This is a genomic window from Halobacillus sp. Marseille-Q1614 (assembly GCF_902809865.1).
Lineage (GTDB): Bacteria > Bacillota > Bacilli > Bacillales > Halobacillaceae > Halobacillus_A.
Genome location: NZ_CADDWH010000001.1, coordinates 1,614,784 through 1,635,154, shown reverse-complemented (window position 1 = coordinate 1,635,154; position 20,371 = coordinate 1,614,784). Strand labels below are relative to the sequence as shown.

The 20,371-nt window shown below is 43.3% G+C and carries 17 protein-coding genes, 1 pseudogene and 1 riboswitch; of the genes and pseudogenes, 15 read left to right on the top strand and 3 right to left on the bottom strand.

Features of this window, described 5'->3' with window-relative positions; translation table 11 throughout:
• The first annotated feature begins 85 nt into the window (after positions 1–85).
• Positions 86–322, top strand: a complete 237-nt coding sequence (locus HUS26_RS08220) for a hypothetical protein (RefSeq protein WP_173916696.1) — start codon at positions 86–88, stop codon at positions 320–322.
• A gap of 64 nt (positions 323–386) precedes the next feature.
• Here the strand turns inward: HUS26_RS08220 and HUS26_RS19995 are convergent.
• Positions 387–677, bottom strand: a pseudogene (locus HUS26_RS19995) (3D domain-containing protein); the annotation flags it as partial.
• A gap of 468 nt (positions 678–1,145) precedes the next feature.
• Between HUS26_RS19995 and HUS26_RS08210 the strand changes: the two are divergent.
• From HUS26_RS08210 to zupT, 4 genes are all read left to right on the top strand, one after another.
• Complete coding sequence (locus tag HUS26_RS08210) at positions 1,146–2,342, top strand: dicarboxylate/amino acid:cation symporter (RefSeq protein ID WP_173916694.1); 1,197 nt, start codon at positions 1,146–1,148, stop codon at positions 2,340–2,342.
• A gap of 287 nt (positions 2,343–2,629) precedes the next feature.
• Entirely contained in the window at positions 2,630–3,805 is a 1,176-nt protein-coding gene (locus tag HUS26_RS08205; protein ID WP_173916693.1) for a zinc ribbon domain-containing protein, read from the top strand.
• Between the two features lie 10 nt (positions 3,806–3,815).
• Positions 3,816–4,952, top strand: coding sequence for a S1C family serine protease (locus HUS26_RS08200; protein WP_173916692.1), 1,137 nt, complete (start codon positions 3,816–3,818; stop codon positions 4,950–4,952).
• Positions 4,953–5,113: 161 nt separating this feature from the next.
• The gene (zupT, locus tag HUS26_RS08195) at positions 5,114–5,920 is read left to right on the top strand and encodes a zinc transporter ZupT (RefSeq protein ID WP_173916691.1); all 807 of its coding nucleotides are present in this window, start codon (positions 5,114–5,116) and stop codon (positions 5,918–5,920) included.
• Between the two features lie 134 nt (positions 5,921–6,054).
• On the opposite strand, the gene HUS26_RS08190 is transcribed toward zupT, so the two are convergent.
• A complete protein-coding gene (locus HUS26_RS08190; protein ID WP_173916690.1) occupies positions 6,055–6,630 on the bottom strand; it encodes a YgjP-like metallopeptidase domain-containing protein in 576 nt (191 codons plus the stop codon).
• Positions 6,631–6,778: 148 nt separating this feature from the next.
• On the opposite strand from HUS26_RS08190, the gene HUS26_RS08185 reads away from it, so the two are divergent.
• The 4 genes from HUS26_RS08185 (at position 6,779) to thiT (ending at position 9,700) form a co-directional block, all read left to right on the top strand.
• Positions 6,779–7,642 (top strand): SDR family oxidoreductase, encoded by an 864-nt coding sequence (locus HUS26_RS08185; protein WP_173916689.1) that lies wholly within the window; start codon positions 6,779–6,781, stop codon positions 7,640–7,642.
• Positions 7,639–8,388, top strand: coding sequence for a carboxylesterase (locus HUS26_RS08180; protein WP_173916688.1), 750 nt, complete (start codon positions 7,639–7,641; stop codon positions 8,386–8,388). Before HUS26_RS08185 ends, HUS26_RS08180 begins: the two co-directional genes overlap by 4 nt.
• Positions 8,389–8,447: 59 nt before the next feature.
• On the top strand, positions 8,448–8,873 hold the full coding sequence (locus tag HUS26_RS08175; protein ID WP_173916687.1) for a universal stress protein: 426 nt from the start codon (positions 8,448–8,450) through the stop codon (positions 8,871–8,873).
• Positions 8,874–8,941: 68 nt separating this feature from the next.
• Positions 8,942–9,046, top strand: a riboswitch (TPP riboswitch).
• An 81-nt stretch (positions 9,047–9,127) separates the two neighbouring features.
• Positions 9,128–9,700, top strand: coding sequence for an energy-coupled thiamine transporter ThiT (thiT, locus tag HUS26_RS08170; RefSeq protein ID WP_173916686.1), 573 nt, complete (start codon positions 9,128–9,130; stop codon positions 9,698–9,700).
• Between the two features lie 181 nt (positions 9,701–9,881).
• On the opposite strand, the gene HUS26_RS08165 is transcribed toward thiT, so the two are convergent.
• Positions 9,882–10,787: a LysR family transcriptional regulator gene (locus HUS26_RS08165; protein ID WP_173916685.1), complete on the bottom strand. Its 906-nt coding sequence runs from the start codon at positions 10,785–10,787 to the stop codon at positions 9,882–9,884.
• Between the two features lie 231 nt (positions 10,788–11,018).
• On the opposite strand from HUS26_RS08165, the gene HUS26_RS08160 reads away from it, so the two are divergent.
• The 6 genes from HUS26_RS08160 (at position 11,019) to HUS26_RS08135 (ending at position 20,345) form a co-directional block, all read left to right on the top strand.
• Positions 11,019–13,193, top strand: coding sequence for a malate synthase G (locus HUS26_RS08160; RefSeq protein WP_173916684.1), 2,175 nt, complete (start codon positions 11,019–11,021; stop codon positions 13,191–13,193).
• A gap of 309 nt (positions 13,194–13,502) precedes the next feature.
• Positions 13,503–14,804 carry an FAD-binding oxidoreductase gene (locus tag HUS26_RS08155; protein WP_173916683.1) on the top strand — a complete coding sequence of 434 codons (1,302 nt, stop codon included), beginning with the start codon at positions 13,503–13,505 and terminating at the stop codon, positions 14,802–14,804.
• Positions 14,805–16,196: a (Fe-S)-binding protein gene (locus tag HUS26_RS08150; RefSeq protein WP_173916682.1), complete on the top strand. Its 1,392-nt coding sequence runs from the start codon at positions 14,805–14,807 to the stop codon at positions 16,194–16,196. It begins immediately after the preceding gene.
• A gap of 6 nt (positions 16,197–16,202) precedes the next feature.
• Positions 16,203–17,666: an FAD-binding oxidoreductase gene (locus tag HUS26_RS08145; RefSeq protein ID WP_173916681.1), complete on the top strand. Its 1,464-nt coding sequence runs from the start codon at positions 16,203–16,205 to the stop codon at positions 17,664–17,666.
• 15 nt (positions 17,667–17,681) lie between these two features.
• Positions 17,682–18,464: a fumarylacetoacetate hydrolase family protein gene (locus tag HUS26_RS08140; RefSeq protein ID WP_173916680.1), complete on the top strand. Its 783-nt coding sequence runs from the start codon at positions 17,682–17,684 to the stop codon at positions 18,462–18,464.
• Positions 18,465–18,554: 90 nt separating this feature from the next.
• Positions 18,555–20,345 (top strand): L-lactate permease, encoded by a 1,791-nt coding sequence (locus HUS26_RS08135; RefSeq protein WP_173916679.1) that lies wholly within the window; start codon positions 18,555–18,557, stop codon positions 20,343–20,345.
• Positions 20,346–20,371 lie beyond the last annotated feature (26 nt).

Genomic DNA, 20,371 nt, shown 5'->3' with positions numbered 1-20,371 from the left:
TTGAGAACTTTTATAAAGTCTAAGGTTAATGAATTAAAAAACAGGGTATGATCAAAATAGAATACATAAAAGGAAGGTGAGAAAGTTGGCAGAATCGAAAAAAGAATGGAATGTCGTATTTTTACTGGACAGTAAAAGGGAAGTATCCCACCAGCTTGAACTGAGTGAGGAACTTAATGAAAGAGAAACACTGGAATTCATTGAAAAACAATTAGAGCGTGGGGACTGGTGGTTCCTGGAAGATTCAGTAGCACTTCACACATCAAGCGTGGAAAGCTACTATTTAGAAAACCGGGTACAGTTTACTCAATTCTCAAAATAAAGTGTTGTAACAAATCCAACGAAATATTTTAGAAAAAGCCTTCTATATATAAGAAGGCTTTTTCTTATGATTCAAGAATTTCGACTACCATTTGCTTGCGTCCAAATTCGAGGGCATCTTTATTTTCTTCCATATATACGTCGATTCTATTTCCCTGGATAGCTCCTCCGATATCTCCGGCAATCGCCTCTCCATAGCCGGGAACCCTGACTTTAGATCCTAGAGGAATTACATCGGGATCAACCGCAATGACTTTCTGGTCCGGGTTGGATCGTAAGTCTATTCCTGTATACGTCGTACCGCTGCATCCCTCACAGTAAGCCGTATAGGCCGTCGCTTCTACTGTGACTGTTTTTTTTACCTGCTCTTCCTCGGGATTATCGAATATTTCGAGGTTCGCAGACTTTTCAGAAAGAGCCACAACTTTTACGCTTTTCTCACTGTTATTTTCTATTTCATCAGCATCAGCTGAATAAGGATTATAATCAAAATATATAATTCCAAAGGCATAGATGGATAATAGGACCGGTAAAAACATCGCTTTTCTCATATGTCTTTATACCCCTTTCTTATACACTTTCAGGAGTATAACAACAAATTCAATGATAAACAAATACAAAAGAACTACATTAGTGTTACGGTTATGTAACAAATAGAATGTGTTTTTAGTGATTATTTCCATCCCATCCAGCTGTTCTAAAAAGATTTAATATTAAAGGGATTACATGAAGTAAATCTCTTCACAAAGGACAATTGTTGCGTTAAAGTGGAAAAAGAGTTTTTTTGCTTTACCTTGTTAAACTTCATGAAGGAGAGAACAGCCGTGAGAAAAATACCGTTATTAGTAAGAATTATCCTCGCAATTACTCTTGGTATACTTATTGGGTTAATTGTTCCTGAGGGAGCAATAGAAGTGTTTGCTACTTTCACAGGAATATTTAATAACTTCTTAATCTTCGTCATTCCATTTATTATTTTAGGTTTTATTGCTCCTGGAATTGCTTCCATGGGGCGCGGAGCAGGAAAGATGTTAGGTGTTACAGCCGGTCTTGCTTATGTTTCTACCATTTTAGCAGGAATCGCCGCATTTTTTGTTTCAAAAAATTTATTTCCTGTAATGCTCGGCAGCCAGACGGCTGATGAAATGGCGAATCCCGAAGAGTCTTTAGTAGAAGCCTCTTTTACCATTGAAATGGAGCCGGTAATGGGAGTTATGGCTGCACTTATCCTTTCCTTCATATTAGGTGTAGGAATGAGTGCGATAAAAGGTGATACACTCTATAACGCGATGAATGAATTTCGTGCAATTATTCATAAGGTAATTGAGAAAATCATTATTCCTTTACTTCCTTTCCATATTTTTGGTGTGTTTGCGAATATGGCGCATGGAGGACAGGTTGGTACCATTTTGAGCGTTTTCTCGAAAGTGTTTGTAATGATTCTTATTCTTCACTGGGTTTACCTGATCAGTGTTTATGGAATTGCCGGCGGTCTTCATCGCGCAAACCCATTACGATTATTGAAAAATCTAATGCCTGCTTACTTTACGGCTTTAGGTACGCAGTCTTCAGCAGCAACGATTCCTGTAACGTTGAAACACACGAAGCAGATTGGCGTTAAAGAACGTGTCGCTGATTTCTCCGTGCCATTGCTTGCAAATGTTCACCTGGCAGGTAGTACAATTACAATTACGGCCTGTGCTATGGCAGTTATGTTCATGCAGGGACAGTCCTTAGGCTTTATGGAACTGCTTCCGTTTATTCTTATGCTGGGTATCACCATGGTGTCAGCCCCTGGAGTGCCCGGTGGAGCGGTTATGGCAGCCGTTGGGCTTCTGGAATCTATGCTTGGTTTCAGTTCAGTGATGGTATCGCTTATGATCGCCCTTTATCTTGCCCAGGACAGTTTTGGTACAGCTACTAACGTTACAGGTGACGGTGCCATTACATCTATAGTAGATCACTTTTCAAAAGACAAAGAAAAGGGTGCTTACGACATAAAAAAAGAGCAGCTCGGTTAATACTGAGCCTGCTCTTTTTTTATGTTTATTTTTCTTTTCTTCTCTTCCCGCATCCGCAGCCCTTTCTCTTCTGGGTGGGTGCCTGCCTCGGTTTTCTTTCTCTTCCTTTCATAATTATTGTCTCCTTTCAAAGATATGATTTATTGTATGCTGTCCATTTCCTCTCTGGCCGTGCGTTTATTATAGAGAGACATAAAAAGATAAATTTGAGTCTCAGCTCGCATTATAATCGTGATATAATGTATGAATCGAAGTTTTTATGATTTGTTACAAAGGAGGAGGGGCGCATGGTTATTTGTACGGAATGTGGCCGTGAAAACCAGCCGGATTCCCGCTACTGCTCCAACTGTGGTGAACCGCTGGAGACTGAATCCATACAGGTTCAAGAAGAAACCTTAAACCATGAAAATAAGCCTGAAAAAAATTACTGGCCGATGGTTCTGCCTATTGCCGTATTAGCAATAATGATTGGAATCGTCTTATATAATTACAACCATACAAAAGCGGTCAATGAGCATGTAGATGACCAAAAAGAGAGAGCAGAAGAATTAGCACTCGAAGGGAAGTATAAGCAGGCCGAAGAGCAACTGGAAGAGGCTAAGAAAAAGCGGCCGAATTATAATGCCATTCAGCAAAATTTAGATAGCTTACATAAGGTTATGAATTTAGATAAGAGATTAGACGGAGTCAGCGATGCGGTTGAGAATAATGAGCTGGAAAAAGCGCAAAAGGAACTTACTTCAGTCAGCAGCCAAATGCGCAAAGACGAAAACCGTTTAATGGTCACCTTAACACCGAAGTTCAATACGATGGACTCTCGAATTACCGTCAGCAAGATTAATAATGAAGTAAAAGAAATGACCAGTGTTGAGGACCTGGCGGAGAAGCTGAATACACTGTCCGGCTTAGACCTTGAAGAAGCCACGCGGGCGAGAGAGAAGATTATGGACAAAATTGTTTCCATCTGCACGAAAAAAGCAGAAGAAGCCATGAAAGAAAAGCAGTTTAATGAAGCGATTGCGACAGTCGACCAAGGGCTGCAGTATGCAGTTAACCATGACAAACTGGCCCAGCTCAAAGAAAGAATACGTCAGGAAAAACAGGCATTTGAGCAGGAAAAACGGGACAGAATTGAACGTGCGATGGAACAGGCAGCAGAAGAAGCGCTGAAAAACCAGGAAGAAGCTGTTAAAGTTGATAAAGTTGAAGCCAAAAAAGATGAATTCGGCGATTTAAAAGTTTTCGGCGAAGTGAAAAGTGAAGCGACGAAGATCGTAAGTTCAATCGAAATAACCTATGATTTAATTGGTAAAGACGATAAAGTGCTGGCTACGGAAACAGCGCAAGTCTATCCGATGTACTTAAACCCGGGAGATACCGGAAAGTTTGAAAAGATGCATTATGAAATTGAAGAAGAAAGTGTATCTGTGAAAGTAACAAATGTGCAATGGTATGTAGAGTAGGAGGGGCATGATGAGCCGAGAGTGGAAGACAAGCCTGATTTTAACAGTTTGTATCATATTAGCAGGCTTAGGCGTAATCGTTTATGTCAATCAGAGTATCCCCGGCCAACTGGAAGCAAGTGCGGTGCTGCAACAGTCTCTTCCAAAAGAAGAGGGAGAGCTGATTACAAAGAGTACGCAGGATATCATTTATGAATCCCAAAAACTTGTCGTTCAAATCGAATTGGATAATGGTACGATTGGTTCAGGATTTTTGTACAATGAAAAGGGCGACGTTATAACCAACGCCCATGTAGTGGCGAATGCGGAAGATGTAAAAATTGTAACTACTGATTCAAAAGAAATGGAAGGTAAAGTGATCGGTGTCAGCCGAACCACAGACATCGCGGTTGTAAGAGTGCCGGATTTAAAAGAACGAGAACCGCTCCCGATTCATGAAAAAGAGGATGTGCCTTTATTAACAGAAGTGCTTGCCTTAGGAAGCCCGCTTGGATTGCAGAATACGGTAACTAGGGGAGAAATCAGCGGACTTAACCGTAATTTTGAACTCGATCCTTTTTCATATGAGGGGGTCTATCAGATCTCAGCCCCGATTTCTCCAGGGAATAGCGGGGGTCCGCTGATTAATGCAAAGACAGGAGAAGTGCTGGGAATTAATTCGGCAAAACTCGGTGAAGAATCGATCGGTTTTAGTATTCCTATTCAGGATGTTCTTCCGATGGTGAAGGAGTGGTCCAAGTCACCGATGAATGAGCTTCCTGATTTTCCTGAAATAACCGATTCCGGAGAAACGATCGAATCGAAATCAGATGCTGATCAGGCCACATATTTAATTCAGTATTTTTACGATAGTATCAATCAGGGGGATTTTGTAACGGCGTACGCGCTGCTTGGGAACAACTGGCAGAGCGGTACGAGCTACGAAGAATTCCGTGCCGGCTACTCCAACACATTATCCGTCTCTATCGATAATCTTGTAGCCGATCCCCAAGGTGAAGGGGTTAAAGTGACCACGGTTATAATGACCGAAGAAACGGTCGAAGGAGAAGTTGAAATAAAAAAATACAAGCTGGAATACCAATTGGCTTATGAAAATGATGCGTTGACGATCATTTCAGGGGAAGGCCAAGAGATCGAAGTCGAGTAAGAAGAAAAAAAGACATTATTTTGAGGAAATCTCAAAATAATGTCTTTTTTTTATGGGCACATCTTTTTACCTTAAGGCATAAAATATAACTAGTTCAAAAAAAGTTGCACTAAGGAAAGATTTAAGTTAGACTATTATCAGACAGAAAGAGAGGAATGGTTATGGAGAATTTGTTATTGGCCTTTGGGCTGACGCTTATGGCCGGTCTGGCAACTGGGATAGGGAGTATACTCGCCTTTTTTACTTCTACGACAAATACTCGGTTTTTGTCTCTAGCCTTAGGGTTTTCCGCCGGTGTCATGATTTATGTCTCAATGGTTGAAATATTTTTTAAAGCCCAGGATGCTCTCGTAAATGCTTTAGGACAGGGGACGGGCAACTGGGTGAATGTAGCCAGCTTTTTCGGCGGTATGCTAGTCATTGCGATCATCGATAAATTTATTCCTAAGCAGGGAAATCCGCACGAGCCTAAAGTGGTGGAAGAAATGGCAAAACCCGCTTCAGCGGTTCAAGACGCTCAACTGCTGAAAATGGGTACGTTTACGGCACTTGCGATTGCTATTCATAACTTTCCAGAAGGAATAGCTACCTTCACCTCTGCCTTACAGGATCCTTCCTTAGGGATTGCGATCGCTATTGCGATCGCCATTCACAATATTCCAGAAGGAATTGCTGTTTCGGTTCCCGTTTATTTTGCTACAGGAGATAAGAAAAAGGCCTTTAAGTTATCCTTTTTATCTGGTCTTTCTGAACCGGTCGGTGCGATTGTTGCCTATCTCATCCTTATGCCGTTCTTAAACGATGTCATGTTTGGTGTTTTGTTCGCCGGTGTTGCAGGGATTATGGTTTTCATCTCATTAGATGAACTGCTGCCTGCTTCTAGAAAATATGGGGAGGAACACCTTTCCATATATGGCGTAGTTGCCGGCATGGCTGTTATGGCTCTTAGCTTATTATTATTTATTTAAAATCACACTAAATGAGACTGTTGATTTTGAAGGGGAATTGCTCCTGCGGAAAAACGGACTGGATTCCCGCTAAATCAATGTTTAAGATCAACAAATTATTAAAAAAGTGTAGAGCACATTAGCTCTACACTTTTTTAATAGGTTTTCTCTTCTTTTAAATCTTCGATATGGCGGGAGATTTCTTTTTTTGAACGCTTAATCAGCCGCCAGTTCAGCAATATTTCGTCAGCCTTCTTTTCTCCAAGCCGCAAATGATCCTCTTCTATAAAAACAGAGCTTTCAGAAAGGGAGGGGAACTTCTCTTCGGCTTTCTTCTTATACCACACATCCCTGCATTTTGTAAGCTCAGTAACCATTTGCTCCTCGGTGAAGTGCTCTGGATATGTAAAAATAAATTTCCCCTTAGAAAAAGTAAACTCAGGCTCCTGCACTTGACCCGTTTCACTGATAAGCTTATATTTTCTCCCGAGGTAAGGCAGCCGCTCGCCTTCATTAACTCCATACAAATCAGGATGGATGTTTGTCCATTTTTCCCAAATCCAGTCTGCTTTTTTTAAAAGGAAAGCTTCCACTGCATCCCATGGTTTGGAAGCGGGCGCGCTTATTTTTATTCCGTTTAAATCATCTAAGTATAATTTCACAAACTGTATATCTTCTAACCTTTCGATCTGATAACTGACCGGGTGCTGTTCTATCTCAATTAAGGGCATATTGGTTCACCTTTCTTTCATACGTCCTCATATTGTATTACACTGTCGAAGATTTCGTCAAAATAGAAGATTAACTTCACGGAAAAAAAGGAAAAGAAGCCGTAGATATGGAAGTACCTATATATCAGATAGAAAAAGGATGAAACGTATGCAGCCAACAGTAGTTATTACAGGTGCAACGAGCGGTTTTGGTTATCATACCGCGATTAAATGCGCCGAAAAAGGGATGAAAGTAATAGCCACGATCAGAAATGAAAAGAAACTGAAGGTCTTTCAGCAGGCCGGTTTAGAGAAGTCAGTCGAAGAAAAAATAGAAGTGTGGCGGTTAGATGTTACGAAAGAAGCTTCAATTGAAGATTTTAAAAATAGTGTAGCAAAGCTTGAGCGCGTCGATGTTCTCATTAACAATGCCGGTTTTGCAATTGGAGGATTTTTAGAACAGGTACCGATTAAAGATTACCGCCGGCAGTTTGAAACGAACGTTTTCGGTATCATCCAGCTGATTCAAGCCGTGGTGCCCAAGATGAGAAAGCAGAAATTCGGAAAAATTATCAACGTCAGCAGCGTCAGCGGTCTCATCGGTTTTCCTGGTTTATCGGCGTACGTCAGTTCCAAGCATGCGCTTGAAGGGCTCTCTGAAAGTCTGCGTTTTGAACTCAAACCCTTCGGTATTGATGTAGCTTTAATTGAACCGGGTTCTTTTGAAACGAATATATGGTCGTCGGGAATGGATCTCCCTACTGCCGTCTATGATCCGAAGTCCCCTTATGAGGAGTACGTTAAAGGAATCTGGAAAGCGTTAAATCGGGAAGACCGGGAAGACCCGAGAAAAGTAGCTGATCTCATGACGAAATTGGCTTTAAGTGAAAGTTTAAAAAAACTGAGGTACCCGATCGGCCCGGGAGTCCGGCTGAATGTATTTTTAAAGAATACGCTCCCATGGAGATTGCTCGAAAAAGTCGTGCTCAGCAATTTGCTCGGTACTCATAAGAAAGGGAGCGAGGAGAAATGAAGGAATATCCCGTTTTAGATGAAGCTCAATCGATTTATCGGGAGGGCAATGAAGTAGGCATCCTCGTATCCCATGGCTTTACCGGAACGACTCAAAGTATGAAACCTCTAGCTGATGCTTATGCGCAGGAAGGTTACACTATAGCTTGTCCGCGGTTAAAAGGACATGGCACCGACCCGGAGGATTTAGAGAAAAGTACGCATCTGGACTGGATGAATTCGATAGATGAAGCTTATGAATGGCTCGCGGCAAGGTGTAAGAAGATCTTCGTTGCCGGGTTATCTATGGGAGGAACGCTTGCCCTTTATGCCGCAGCCTCACATACAGAGATTGCAGGTGTCATTCTCATTAATCCCGCGATAGATATACCCTCGTTAGAAAATGTAGCGGAAAATGCAGACGAACGCTTTATTGCAGCTATCGGCTCGGACATTAAAAAGCCAGGTGTAAGAGAGCTTGCTTATTCAAAAACACCCGTCGCCGCCATTGGACAGCTCATACAGCTTATGGGAAAAGTACATGATCAGCTGGCGGAGATCCATTGTCCGATCCTCATTTTCGTTTCCGAAGAAGACCACGTGGTACCGCCGGATAATTCGGAGATGATTTTTGATACTGTATTGTCAGAGCATAAAGAGCTCGTCCATCTGGAAAACAGCTACCACGTGGCGACGCTCGATGGAGATCAGGATTTAATTATCGAGCGGAGTCTGGAGTTTTTCGTCCTGTACTCGAACACGCAGTAAAAAAGTACCCCTTCCCGCTTATTTTTTCCAGTATAATAGAAGTAAGGGAGGGGTTAATTATGAAAGCCAAATTGTTAGTACCATTTGACGGTTCATCAGGGTCCCTGCGAGCTTTACAGCATGCCATTCAGATGGCAAAAAATACGGATGTTGAGCTTGTAATTCTTAATGTCCAGTTTAACTATAATACGAGGAACGTCCGAAAATTTACGGCGGACCACCAAATCCGGGCGTTTCAGGATGAAGCAGCGAGACGTTCGTTTGAAAAAGCGGAGGAGCTGCTGGAAGGTTCCGGGGTTACCTATACTTTAAGAAAAAGGATTGGCCTTCCGGATCAGGCAATTCTGGAAGAGTCAAGAAACGAAGGTATTCAGGCGATCGTTATGGGAACCCGTGGAGTTGGCAGGGTAAAAGGCGCTCTGCTTGGAAGTGTGAGCCAGAACGTCCTGCAGTCTACCACGATACCTGTTACGATAGTTCCTTAACATGTGATTTGTCACGTTTTGTAGATTCATATATAATAGAAATATAAGCAAGAAAAGCAAACGAATACTAAGCCTACAAGGGGAGCCTTTTTTGAGCTGAGAGTGAACGTTATGTTCAGACCCTTCGAACCTGTCAGTTAGTACTGGCGTAGGGATGGTGGCTTTTTTGATGGCGATGCACGGGATTCCTCCATCAGGAAGCTTCCCTTTGGCATTGCTTTTTTTGTGTGCAAAAAAGGGGAGGAAATAGATTTATGAGAAATAAAGGTGTATTATTTTTAGTAGAAATCGCAATATTTTCCGCTTTGGCCATTTTATTAGACATTCTGCCGTTTTTATCTTTTAAATTATGGGCCCAGGGAGGTTCCGTTTCTTTTGCGATGGTTCCTGTCTTTATCATGGCCTTTCGCTGGGGATTAAAGGGAGGTGTCCTGACAGGTCTGCTGCTTGGATTCTATCAGATATTAACAGGTGCCTATATATTAACAGCCGTGCAAGCGTTTCTTGACTATATCGTTGCTTTTGGTGTAATCGGACTAGCCGGTCTTTTTGCAAAACCGGTGTGGGAAGCAGCGAAAGCGAGAAATATGAAGCGGATGGTAACATGGATGGTGACCGGTGCTTTTGTCGGCAGTCTGTTCCGCTTTTTCGGCCATTTCATTGCAGGAATCGTATTTTATGGAGAGTTCGCGCCGCCTGAGCAGCCCGTATGGCTCTATTCGTTAGTCTATAACGGAGGTTATATGCTGCCGGCCTTTATATTAAGCTCGATTGTAATAGGACTCTTATTTTATAAAAGGCCTTCCTTGCTCACACAAAACGCATAAATTAACCCCTAAAGCTATGAGCCCGTGCCATAGTCTTAGGGGTTTCTTCTATTAACGATCACGGTCATTTCACACGCTTTTTCGCGGACGAACCGTCAAGTCCCCTCACTGCGGGGTATTGCCAGTCCATTTTCCGCAGGAGTCCCGCATTCCCACCCTGTTAATGACTTTAATACTCCCCTTATTTTAAAGGGATTTCTTCTTTTACTAGAATTTCTTTCGACATTTCTATAAACTCCCTCACAGCAAACGGAAGATACTTATTCTTTTTCCACACCATCCCAAGCTCAAGTCTCACTTTTGAATGGATAAGTGGAATAACGGCCAAATTTTTGTCGGTAATTTCATTCGCTATTTTACTAGGCAGCAGCGCAGCCCCAAGCTTAGCTGCTACCATTTCAATGATGAAATCCCGCTGTGAGCTGTGGCAGACGACATTTGGATAAAACCCTTTATGGGCGCATTCTTCAATGATTTTATCGTGAAGGGTAAAATCCTCACGGTATAAAATAAAAGGCTCGTTTTCTAACTCTATTAAATCAATTTGTTCATTTAAAGCAAGTTCATTGTCTTTATGGATGAGCAGTTTCAATGGATCATTGATCACTTCGATTATTTCAAACATTTCTTCCTTTTTAGGAGGCAGGTTGCAGATTAAGCCGATGTCTAATGAACCGTCTTCTACCCCCTGTTTAATCATTTTTGATCCTACTTCATTCAAAAGAAGCTTAACTTCTGGATGCTCTTCTTTATAGCGGGAGATTACCGAAGAGAAAAAAGCGGCGCCAATAATAGGTGGAATGCCAATTTTAATTTCTCCTTTTTTTAGATCAATGACATCTTTCAGCTCCGAATTTAAGTTATGAAAGGCATCTAATACACTTTTAGCATTCACTAATACAGCTTTGCCGGCATCTGTTAATACAAGCTGCTTGGAACGATAGAATAACGGGACACCTAATTCATCTTCTAGCTGTTTTATAACTTTACTCAAGGAGGGCTGTGAAACATGCAAGGTCGCAGCGGCTTTCGTAAAGCTAAGGTGTTTCGCTACTTCTGAAAAATATTCCAGGTGACGAATATCCACAAAAATCACTCCATTTTTACCATTTTTAACACTGTATTACAACAAGGAAGTGCTGCGGTTACTGTATTATAACTAAATGGCATAATCTAAATTCCAAATATGTATTTTAGATATGTTCTCTTCTATTATAAGATAAATGGTAACGAATGGATAGAAAATTCGGAATTTTGGAAGCGTTTTTTTAAGAAATAACGGCTATCTGTTCAAACCATTTTTTAGGAGGAATTTGCGATGAAAGATTACGTGCAGCTAGGCAATTTACAAGTAGCTCCTGAACTTTATGAATTTATTAACGATGAAGCCATCCCGGAAAGTGGAATAACGAGTGAGAATTTCTGGACAGGTTTAGAAGCCATCATTAAAAATCTTGCCCCGGAAAATAAACAGCTCTTACAAAAACGCGAAGATATTCAAAGCCAAATTGACTCCTGGCATAAAGACAACACAAGTTTTAATCCTGAAAAATATCAATCCTTTTTAAAAGATATAAATTACTTGGAACCGGAGGCTGAAGACTTCGAAGTTACCACACAAAATGTCGATGAAGAAATTTCTCTTCAGGCAGGTCCGCAGCTGGTCGTACCGGTTAATAATGCGCGCTATGCGATTAATGCGGCCAATGCCCGCTGGGGAAGTTTGTACGATGCATTGTACGGGACCGATGCCATTTCTGAAGAGGATGGCGCTGAAATCAAAGGCAGCTACAATCCTGTCCGCGGCGAAAAAGTTATCGCTTATTCAAAGGATTTTCTTGATGAGACCGTGCCTCTAAAAGAAGGGTCCCATAAAGAAGTTACGGCTTATAAAGTTGAAAACGGCCAGTTGACAGCTCATCTTCAGAGCGGCTCTGTTACAGGTCTTAAAAACGGATCAACATTTGCAGGCTACACCGGAAGCCCGGAAGAACCTGAAGCCGTACTTTTGAAAAACAATAGAAATCACCTGGAAATTCAAATTGACCACAGTCACTCCATCGGTAAGACAGATTCTGCAGGAGTTAAAGATGTACTGGTCGAGTCTGCCTTGACAACCATTATGGATTTTGAAGATTCCGTTACCGCGGTGGATGCAGAAGATAAAGTTCTTGTTTATCGAAACTACCTCGGTCTTATTAAAGGAGACCTGTCTGTTTCTTTCCAAAAAGGTGATAAGCAGGTAACCCGCGACCTGAACCCTGACCGTACGTATACAGCACCTGACGGCGGAGAATTAACAATTCCTGGCCGTTCCCTCATGTTCGCTCGTAACGTAGGCCACCTTATGACTAACAACGCCGTCCTTGACCATAATGGCGATGAGGTGCCAGAAGGGATATTAGATACCGTCATTACCGGCCTGCTTGCCAAGCACGATGTATTAGAAAACGGCCGCTACCGCAATTCACGTGAAGGCTCTGTATATATTGTCAAGCCGAAAATGCACGGTTCAGAAGAAGTCGCATTTGCGGAGGAACTGTTTAAACGAACAGAAGATCTGCTTGGTTACAAACGCAATACCTTAAAAATTGGCGTAATGGATGAAGAACGCCGGACTACGCTTAATTTGAAAGCGTGTATTAGTAAGGTGAAAGACCGGATCGCGTTTATCAATACTGGTTTCCTTGATCGTACGGGCGATGAAATCCATACATCGATGGAAGCCGGGCCAATGATCAGAAAAGGAGATATGAAGAACTCCACATGGCTCAACGCTTACGAAAAATCCAATGTTAGCGTAGGTCTGACCAGCGGTTTTAGAGGCAAAGCCCAAATCGGAAAAGGAATGTGGGCGATGCCTGATATGATGGCCGCTATGCTTGAACAAAAGGACGGACAACTTAAAGCAGGGGCCAACACAGCATGGGTGCCTTCACCGACAGCCGCTACCCTGCACGCGCTTCATTATCATAAAATCAATGTCGCTGATGTTCAAAGACAGTGGACTTCAAATGATGATTTTAGAAAAGAGATTTTAGAAATTCCTGTAGCTGAAAACCCAAATTGGTCACAGGAAGAAATTCAGGAGGAATTAGATAATAATGCTCAAGGAATTTTAGGATATGTCGTCCGCTGGGTTGAACATGGAATCGGCTGTTCTAAAGTTCCTGATATAAACAATATTGACCTTATGGAAGACCGAGCGACTTTAAGAATCTCCAGTCAGCATATCGCCAACTGGCTTCACCATGGAGTTTGTACAGAAGAGCAGGTGTCCGAGACGCTGGAACGTATGGCGAAAGTAGTGGATAAGCAAAATGCCGACGATCCTAATTATCGTCCGATGGCTGCGGATTATGACAGCTCGATCGCGTTTCAGGCTGCCCGTGATTTAATCTTTAAAGGAGTGGAACAGCCAAGCGGCTATACAGAACCGATCCTGCACCGCCGCCGGTTAGAAATGAAGTCCAAGGAATATGCCAAAAGGTAAGAAATTGAGGAAGAGCCATTAACGATCCGTTAGTGGCTCCTTTTATAAAAATCTTCCGTATCAGCTAAATCAAGTGATCTGTGAAAGCTATGGAGTAGTGGAAATCAAATTCCCACTCAAAAAAAATGGCAGGACGAGCGAAGAGGCTTTATTAAAAGAGGAAGTTCGATTAAATTCGGCACGTCTTGTGCCCCATTGAACGCCCCCACATCGTGCGGGGCCGAGGAAAGGGAGGGGCTCCCTGAACGATCAACAGCTAAATTCGATGAAAGAGTTAACAGATCCAAATCAAAAGAGGGTGTAAAATCGATGGAAACAAAGAATGTCTTGAAATCTTCACAGTTAGAATCAGCGATTTCTAACGATATGTACGGAAATAATGGAGCTGCCGTACATTCCCCTGTGAGCGAATCTGAAATTTCCGAGCTTCTTCAGCATGCTAATCAGGAAGGGAAAAAAGTAACCATCCTTTCCGGCGGGACAAAGCGAGGATATGGAGGTTTAAGAAACGATTATGATATCGTTCTTTCGCTTGCTGATTATAAAGGGATTGTCGAACATACACCGGGAGATATGACCGTCACTGTAAGGCCGGGAACTACGGTCAAAGAGCTCCAGGAATTCCTGAAAGAATTCAGCCAGATGGTATCGCTCGACCCAAGCTGGCCGGAGCAGGCTACAATCGGCGGTATTATTGCATCTAATGAAAGCGGTCCAAAACGTATGAAATACGGATCAGCGAGAGACCTTGTCATCGGACTAAGAGTAGCTTATCCCGATGGTACGATCATCCGCACAGGTGGAAAGGTTGTAAAAAATGTCGCCGGTTATGACATGAATAAGTTATTTATCGGCTCGATGGGAACGTTAGGGGTTATTACGGAAATTACGATGAAGCTGCGCCCTATACCGAAGTGCGAGAGTCTCGTAAAGATTTCCGTACCAAATGAGAATTTAAAGGATGTACAGACGTTTGCGGTGAAAATACAAGATTCCTTAATGGAACCTGTCACACTTGAACTTTTAAACCCCTCCCTTTCAAAGCGATTGCTAAATAAAGAGAACTATCACCTGCTGATCGGATTAGAGGACGTCGAAAACTCCGTCCGTCATCAGGCGAAATGGATAGAATCCAACAAGCCGGAAGGAACGACGGCCCAAATTTTAAACGAAAGTGAAGCCGAATTGTTCTGGCGCCGCTTTTCTAAGGCTTCCCCAAACAGCCTGGCTCATCCAGAGACAGAAGAGACTCAGGCCGTCTTAAAAATCAGTACAAAAAACATGGATGTATTTGAAATCATACGTGAAGCTGAAGCCCTTCAGGCAAACAGCCCGATAAACATTGAAATCCACGGGGGGATGGGCCATGGCATTACTTACGCCATCCTAACCGGCAAAAAAAGCGAGATCATTTCTGCTATTGGTAAGCTTCGCGATCAGGCAGAGATGAGGAAGGGATACGCCGTTGCAAAGCACCTGCCTTATGAATGGAGAAAAGAAGTCGATGTATGGGGGCCGCAGCCTGCTTATTTCTTTCTATTAAAAGATATTAAGAAAAAGGTAGATTCAAACAACACGCTGAATCATCAAAGATTCGTAGGAGGTATTTAGATGGAACACAGCGGCACAAGTGTGCTAGAAAAAACAGATCCGCCATGTTCGTCCAATAATTTAACCAATTATCTTTTGAAAGATCATCCCGATCCCCACAAGTGGGCAGACTGCGTCCATTGCGGGATGTGTCTGGAAGCCTGTCCCACTTATTTAGAGACGGGGCAGGAACAACATTCACCGCGAGGCCGTGTCCACCTAATTAAATCAGTTGCTGAAGGGAAAATCAGCGTAAATGAACAGTTCGCAGACCCTGTGTTTCAATGCCTTGACTGCAGAGCCTGTACAACTGCATGCCCGGCTAATGTGGATGTAGGCGGCCTTATTGAAGAAGCTCGCGGACAGGTCCGCCAGGCTGTTCCTTTAAAAGGATGGAAGGCATCGGTGAGCAGCTTTTTCTTAAAAGATTTATTCCCTCACCCAAAACGAATGAATACAGTCAGTAATCTATTAAAAATCTATCAAAAGAGCGGACTTCAATCAGTAGTACGCAAAACAGGTGCGCTTCGCGTCATGCCTTCTCATTTAGCAAATATGGAAGCCATCATGCCCGAAGTGAAACAGTCCGTTCAAAAAAAATATAAAAATGTCAATCTCATACCGGCCAAAGGGGCTCCAAAAGCAAAAGTTTCCATGCTGACTGGCTGTATTATGGACATTATGTTCAGTGATATAAATGAGTCGACGATCAATGTTCTGACACACAACGACAATGATGTAGAGGTTCCTAAGAATCAGACCTGCTGCGGCGCACTGCATGTTCACGCCGGGGATAGGGACACGGGTAGAAAGCTCGCTAAGCAGAACATCGAAGCTTTTGAAGACTCAGGCAAAGTGATCGTAAATGCGGCAGGTTGCGGCTGTGCCTTAAAGGAATATCCGGAATTGTTCAAGGACGACCCAGAGTGGAAAGAAAGAGCGGAAAGGTTCTCTGAAAAAGTAGAAGACATTTCTAAATATTTGTATGACACAGGCTATGAAAAGCCGAAAAGTGCTATTAATAAAAAAATAACCTATCATGATGCCTGCCACCTGGTCCATGGGCAGGGCGTCCGCCACGAACCTCGCCAGCTGCTACAGGACATACCGGGTGTTGAGTACCAGGAGATGATGAATGCAGATACTTGCTGCGGAAGTGCGGGAGTCTATAACATTACGAATCCGGAAATGGCCGATGCGGTTTTAGATAGGAAAATGGAGAACGTCCCTGAGGAAGTGGAAATGATTTCGATGGGCAACCCGGGATGTATGCTCCAAATGGCGATGGGTGTCCAGAAATTTGGCAGACGAAGCGAAGTCGTGCACACCGTCCAGCTTCTTGACTGGGCGTATCAGAAAGATCAGCAGGTCGAGCGGGATAAGCAGAAGGAATTAACTACTCATAAAGGGTGATCGCACTTGTTTGGCAAAAAGAAGAAGCAGATATATAAAGATGTTCATATTAAGCGTCTGGCTGAAATTGTAGGAGATAAAGAGATTCTTTTTGAGAAAGAAGATCTCGTTTCCTATGATTCAGATGGGTTCACGGTCCATAAAGCATTGCCAAGAGCCGTTGTTTTTCCAAAAAATACAGACGAAGTGGCGGACATTGTCAGGTATTGTGCCAATCATCATATTCCCTTCCTTGCACGCGGAGCCGGCACAGGCTTAAGCGGTGGTGCCATTCCGCTAAATGAAGAAGTAATTATCAGCTTAAGCAAGATGAGGAATCTGCTCAGTGTTGACTTTGAAAACCGGCAGGCCGTTGTTCAGCCAGGTTTCGTAAATCTAAAACTGACAAATTCGATTGCGGACAAGGGTTACTATTATGCACCTGACCCTTCCAGCCAGTATGTGTGTACGATTGGGGGCAATGTTGCGGAGAATGCAGGAGGTGCCCACTGTCTGAAATACGGAGTGACGACCAACCACATTCTTGGCCTTGAAGTTGTTCTGCCAAACGGAGAAATAATCGAAATTAGTGAAGGCGGAGTGCCGGATGCCCCTGGGTATGATTTGATGGGGCTATTGACCGGTTCTGAAGGAACACTTGGAATCGTCACAAAAATCACCGTAAGAATTTTAAAAAACCCAGAAGGCAAACAGACGGTGCTCGCCTATTTTGACAATGTGGAAGAAGGGAGCCAGGCGGTTTCAGGCATCATATCTGCCGGCATTGTCCCTGCAGCACTTGAAATGATGGATAAAACAGCGATTGAGGGGGTTGAAGCCGGAGCTTTTCCAGTCGGGCACCCAAGAGATATTGAAGCGCTGCTGTTGATTGAAGTCGACGGCATTATGGCCGGCATTGATGAACAAATTGAGCAGATCCTGACTGTCTGCAAAGCCAGGAATGTAAGAGAAGTCAAAGTTGCTCAGAGCGAGGAAGAAAGAGGCAAGTGGTGGGCCAACCGTAAAACCGGATTTGGGGCTATGGGGGCAATATCGCCTGATTATCTCGTACAGGACGGTGTGATTCCGAGGAGTCGTCTGCCTGAAGTACTTGAACAAATTTCCGTGATCAGTAAAGAATCTGGTTTAAGAATCGCGAATATTTTTCACGCAGGTGACGGAAACCTCCACCCGCTGATTTTATTTGATTCCCGGATACCCGGAGAGACGGAAAAAGCGCTGGAAGCCGGTACCGCTTGTTTAAAAGCCTGCGCAGATGTGGGCGGCTCAATTACAGGAGAGCATGGAGTTGGTATCGAGAAAAAAGAAGAAATGCGCTTCATTTTCACTGATGAAGAGCTCGATGCCCAGACACAGGTAAGAGACGTTTTTAACCCGGATGATCTTTTAAATAAAGGCAAACTTTTCCCAACACCAAGCCGCTGTATGGACGTTAAGAAAATAGTTAAGGACACTGTGGCTGTAAAATGATGAGGAGGATTTACTATGAAACTTGTACGCTTTATCTATGAAAATACGACTTACTACGGAGAACTAAGCCAGGAAGGAATTCACATCATCGCCGGAGATATCTTTAATGAATGGGAGTATACGGGCGAAATCGTTCCCGAAAATCAGGCAAAGCTGCTGGCTCCTATCGAACCGAGTAAAGTGATTGGAATTGGAGCGAACTATGTAGGCAGTGAGGAAGAGCTTCCAGAAAAGCTTCCCGAGCTCCCGGTTTTCTTCTTTAAACCTTCTTCTTCGGTAGTCGGTCCGGAAGCCGACGTTCAGATCCCTGACTTGATTGATGAAGTGAAGTTTGAATCGGAGCTTGCGGTGGTCATAGGGAAAGAGATGAGGAATGTAGAGAAAGAAAATGTGCTCGATTATGTGTTTGGTTATACGATCGGGAACGATATTACCGCTCCTCAGTTTTTCCATGAAGACGGACATTGGACGTTAGGGAAATCCTTTGATACGTTTACGCCGATCGGCCCGTGTATTGAAACAGAACTCGATCCTTCTCAGATTTCCGTAAAAGCAAATATAAATGACGAAGAGAAACAGAACAGCCCGACTTCTCTAATGATCGTACCATTAGCCGAGATGATTTCCTATTTATCCAAAGTGATGACCTTAAAACCTGGAGACTGTATTCTAACTGGAAGTCCGCTGGGTGCCCATTTTGTTCAAAAAAAGGATGTGGTGGAATGTAAAATTGATGAAATTGGGACGCTGAGGAATAAGCTGGTGAAGACTTCTGTAGCTGTACCAGGCAGTGATTGATCCAGGTGACAGGTACCTATTAGTATCGGTACCGGGTACCATATGACTGTCTGTCGGTACCTGGTACCAAACAAAAATGGAGGGTGAAAAATGAATACTGGAACCTTAGCAATATTGTCGTTAATGCCGATTGTTGCTGTTGGAATTTTTCTTGTTGGACTCAGGTGGCCAGCGAGTAAAGCTATGCCGATTTCTTACATAGTCGCTGTTCTGCTGGCACTCTTTGTCTGGCAGATTCCAGGCGCAACAGTCGCGGCTGCTTCCGTTAACGGATTAGTTGTGGCGGCTACGCTGCTCTACATTATATTTGGGGCGATCCTGCTGTTAAATACTCTGCAGGAGAGCGGCGGAATCAAAACAATCCGCGAAGGTTTTATTGGCATATCACCAGACAGAAGAATTCAGGTTATTATAGTTGCCTGGTTATTCGGTTCATTCATTGAAGGTTCCGCTGGCTTTGGAACGCCTGCTGCTGTAGCCGTCCCGCTTTTAGTCGGTTTAGGATTTCCTGCGATGGCTGCCGTTGTGGCTGGAATGGTTATTCAAAGTACTCCCGTTTCGTTCGGGGCCGTAGGAACACCAATGCTCGTGGGAGTACAGACAGGGCTGTCAGCCGATGCATCGATCACTGATAACTTTTTAGCACTTACTACAACAATTGCCGGGAATGTTGCAATTATTCATGCAATCGTAGGTACTCTCGTTCCGCTGTTTGTGGTAGCGCTGATGACAAGATTCTTCGGTAAAAATAAATCCTTTAGTGAAGGACTTCAAGTTTGGAAGTTCGCGTTGTTTGCAGCTCTTGCGATGACGATTCCTTATGTAATTGTTGCGAATTTGCTCGGACCGGAATTCCCATCTATGATCGGCGGCCTGGCAGGACTTGCCATTGTCGTGCCGGCAGCAAAAAAAGGCTTCTTAATGCCGCCAAAAGAACAGGCTTGGGATTTTGAAGAAAAATCAAACTGGGATCCATCGTGGACAGGTAAAATTGAAATCAAAGATGTGGCTCATAAAAGCGGTCATATGTCGATGGTGCGAGCCTGGACTCCATATTTATTAGTGGGATTATTTTTAGTATTAACCAGATTGAAAGCGTTACCATTTTTGGATTGGGTGCAAGCCTGGACTATAGAGATGGCCAATATATTTGGTACAGAGATCACAGCAAGCTTCCAGCCTCTTTATTCACCGGGTTCTGTATTTATACTTGTAGCTCTCATTACGTTTGTTATTCACCAAATGAGTGTCCAATCATTAAAAAGTGCCTGGGCTCATTCCGCGAAAACAATGATTCCGGCGTCGGCCGCTTTAATCTTTACTGTGCCAATGGTCCAAGTGTTTTTGAACTCTGGAGGGGGCACTGCCGGATATGGGAGCATGCCGATGGAGCTGGCTACAGGAGTTGCAAACTTAACAGGAGACCTCTGGCCATTGTTCTCCTCTTTTGTAGGCGGTCTTGGAGCATTTATAGCCGGAAGTAATACCGTCAGTAACATGATGTTCTCCTTGTTTCAGTACAATGTCGGATCCCAAATCGGCGTCAGTGCGAACTGGATTGTAGCTCTTCAGGCTGTCGGTGGAGCAGCAGGAAATATGATATGTGTGCATAATGTTGTAGCGGCTTGTGCGGTCGTAGGGTTAGTTGGAAAAGAAGGAGATATCATTCGTAAAACGATTCTGCCTTTTCTTTACTATGCGACCTTTGCCGGCGGCTTAGGCTACTCGATCGTATGGACAGCCGAGAAAGGTATCTTTAATATCGGAACTATCATCGTCGCTATTATCAGCACGTTTGCCGTATATATGATTGCTTCAAACAATCGCAGATTGACACTTGAACCAATCGGGAAAGAAAGACGCTACAAATCGGCAAAATAGTATGTTTCACCTTATACGCACTTACA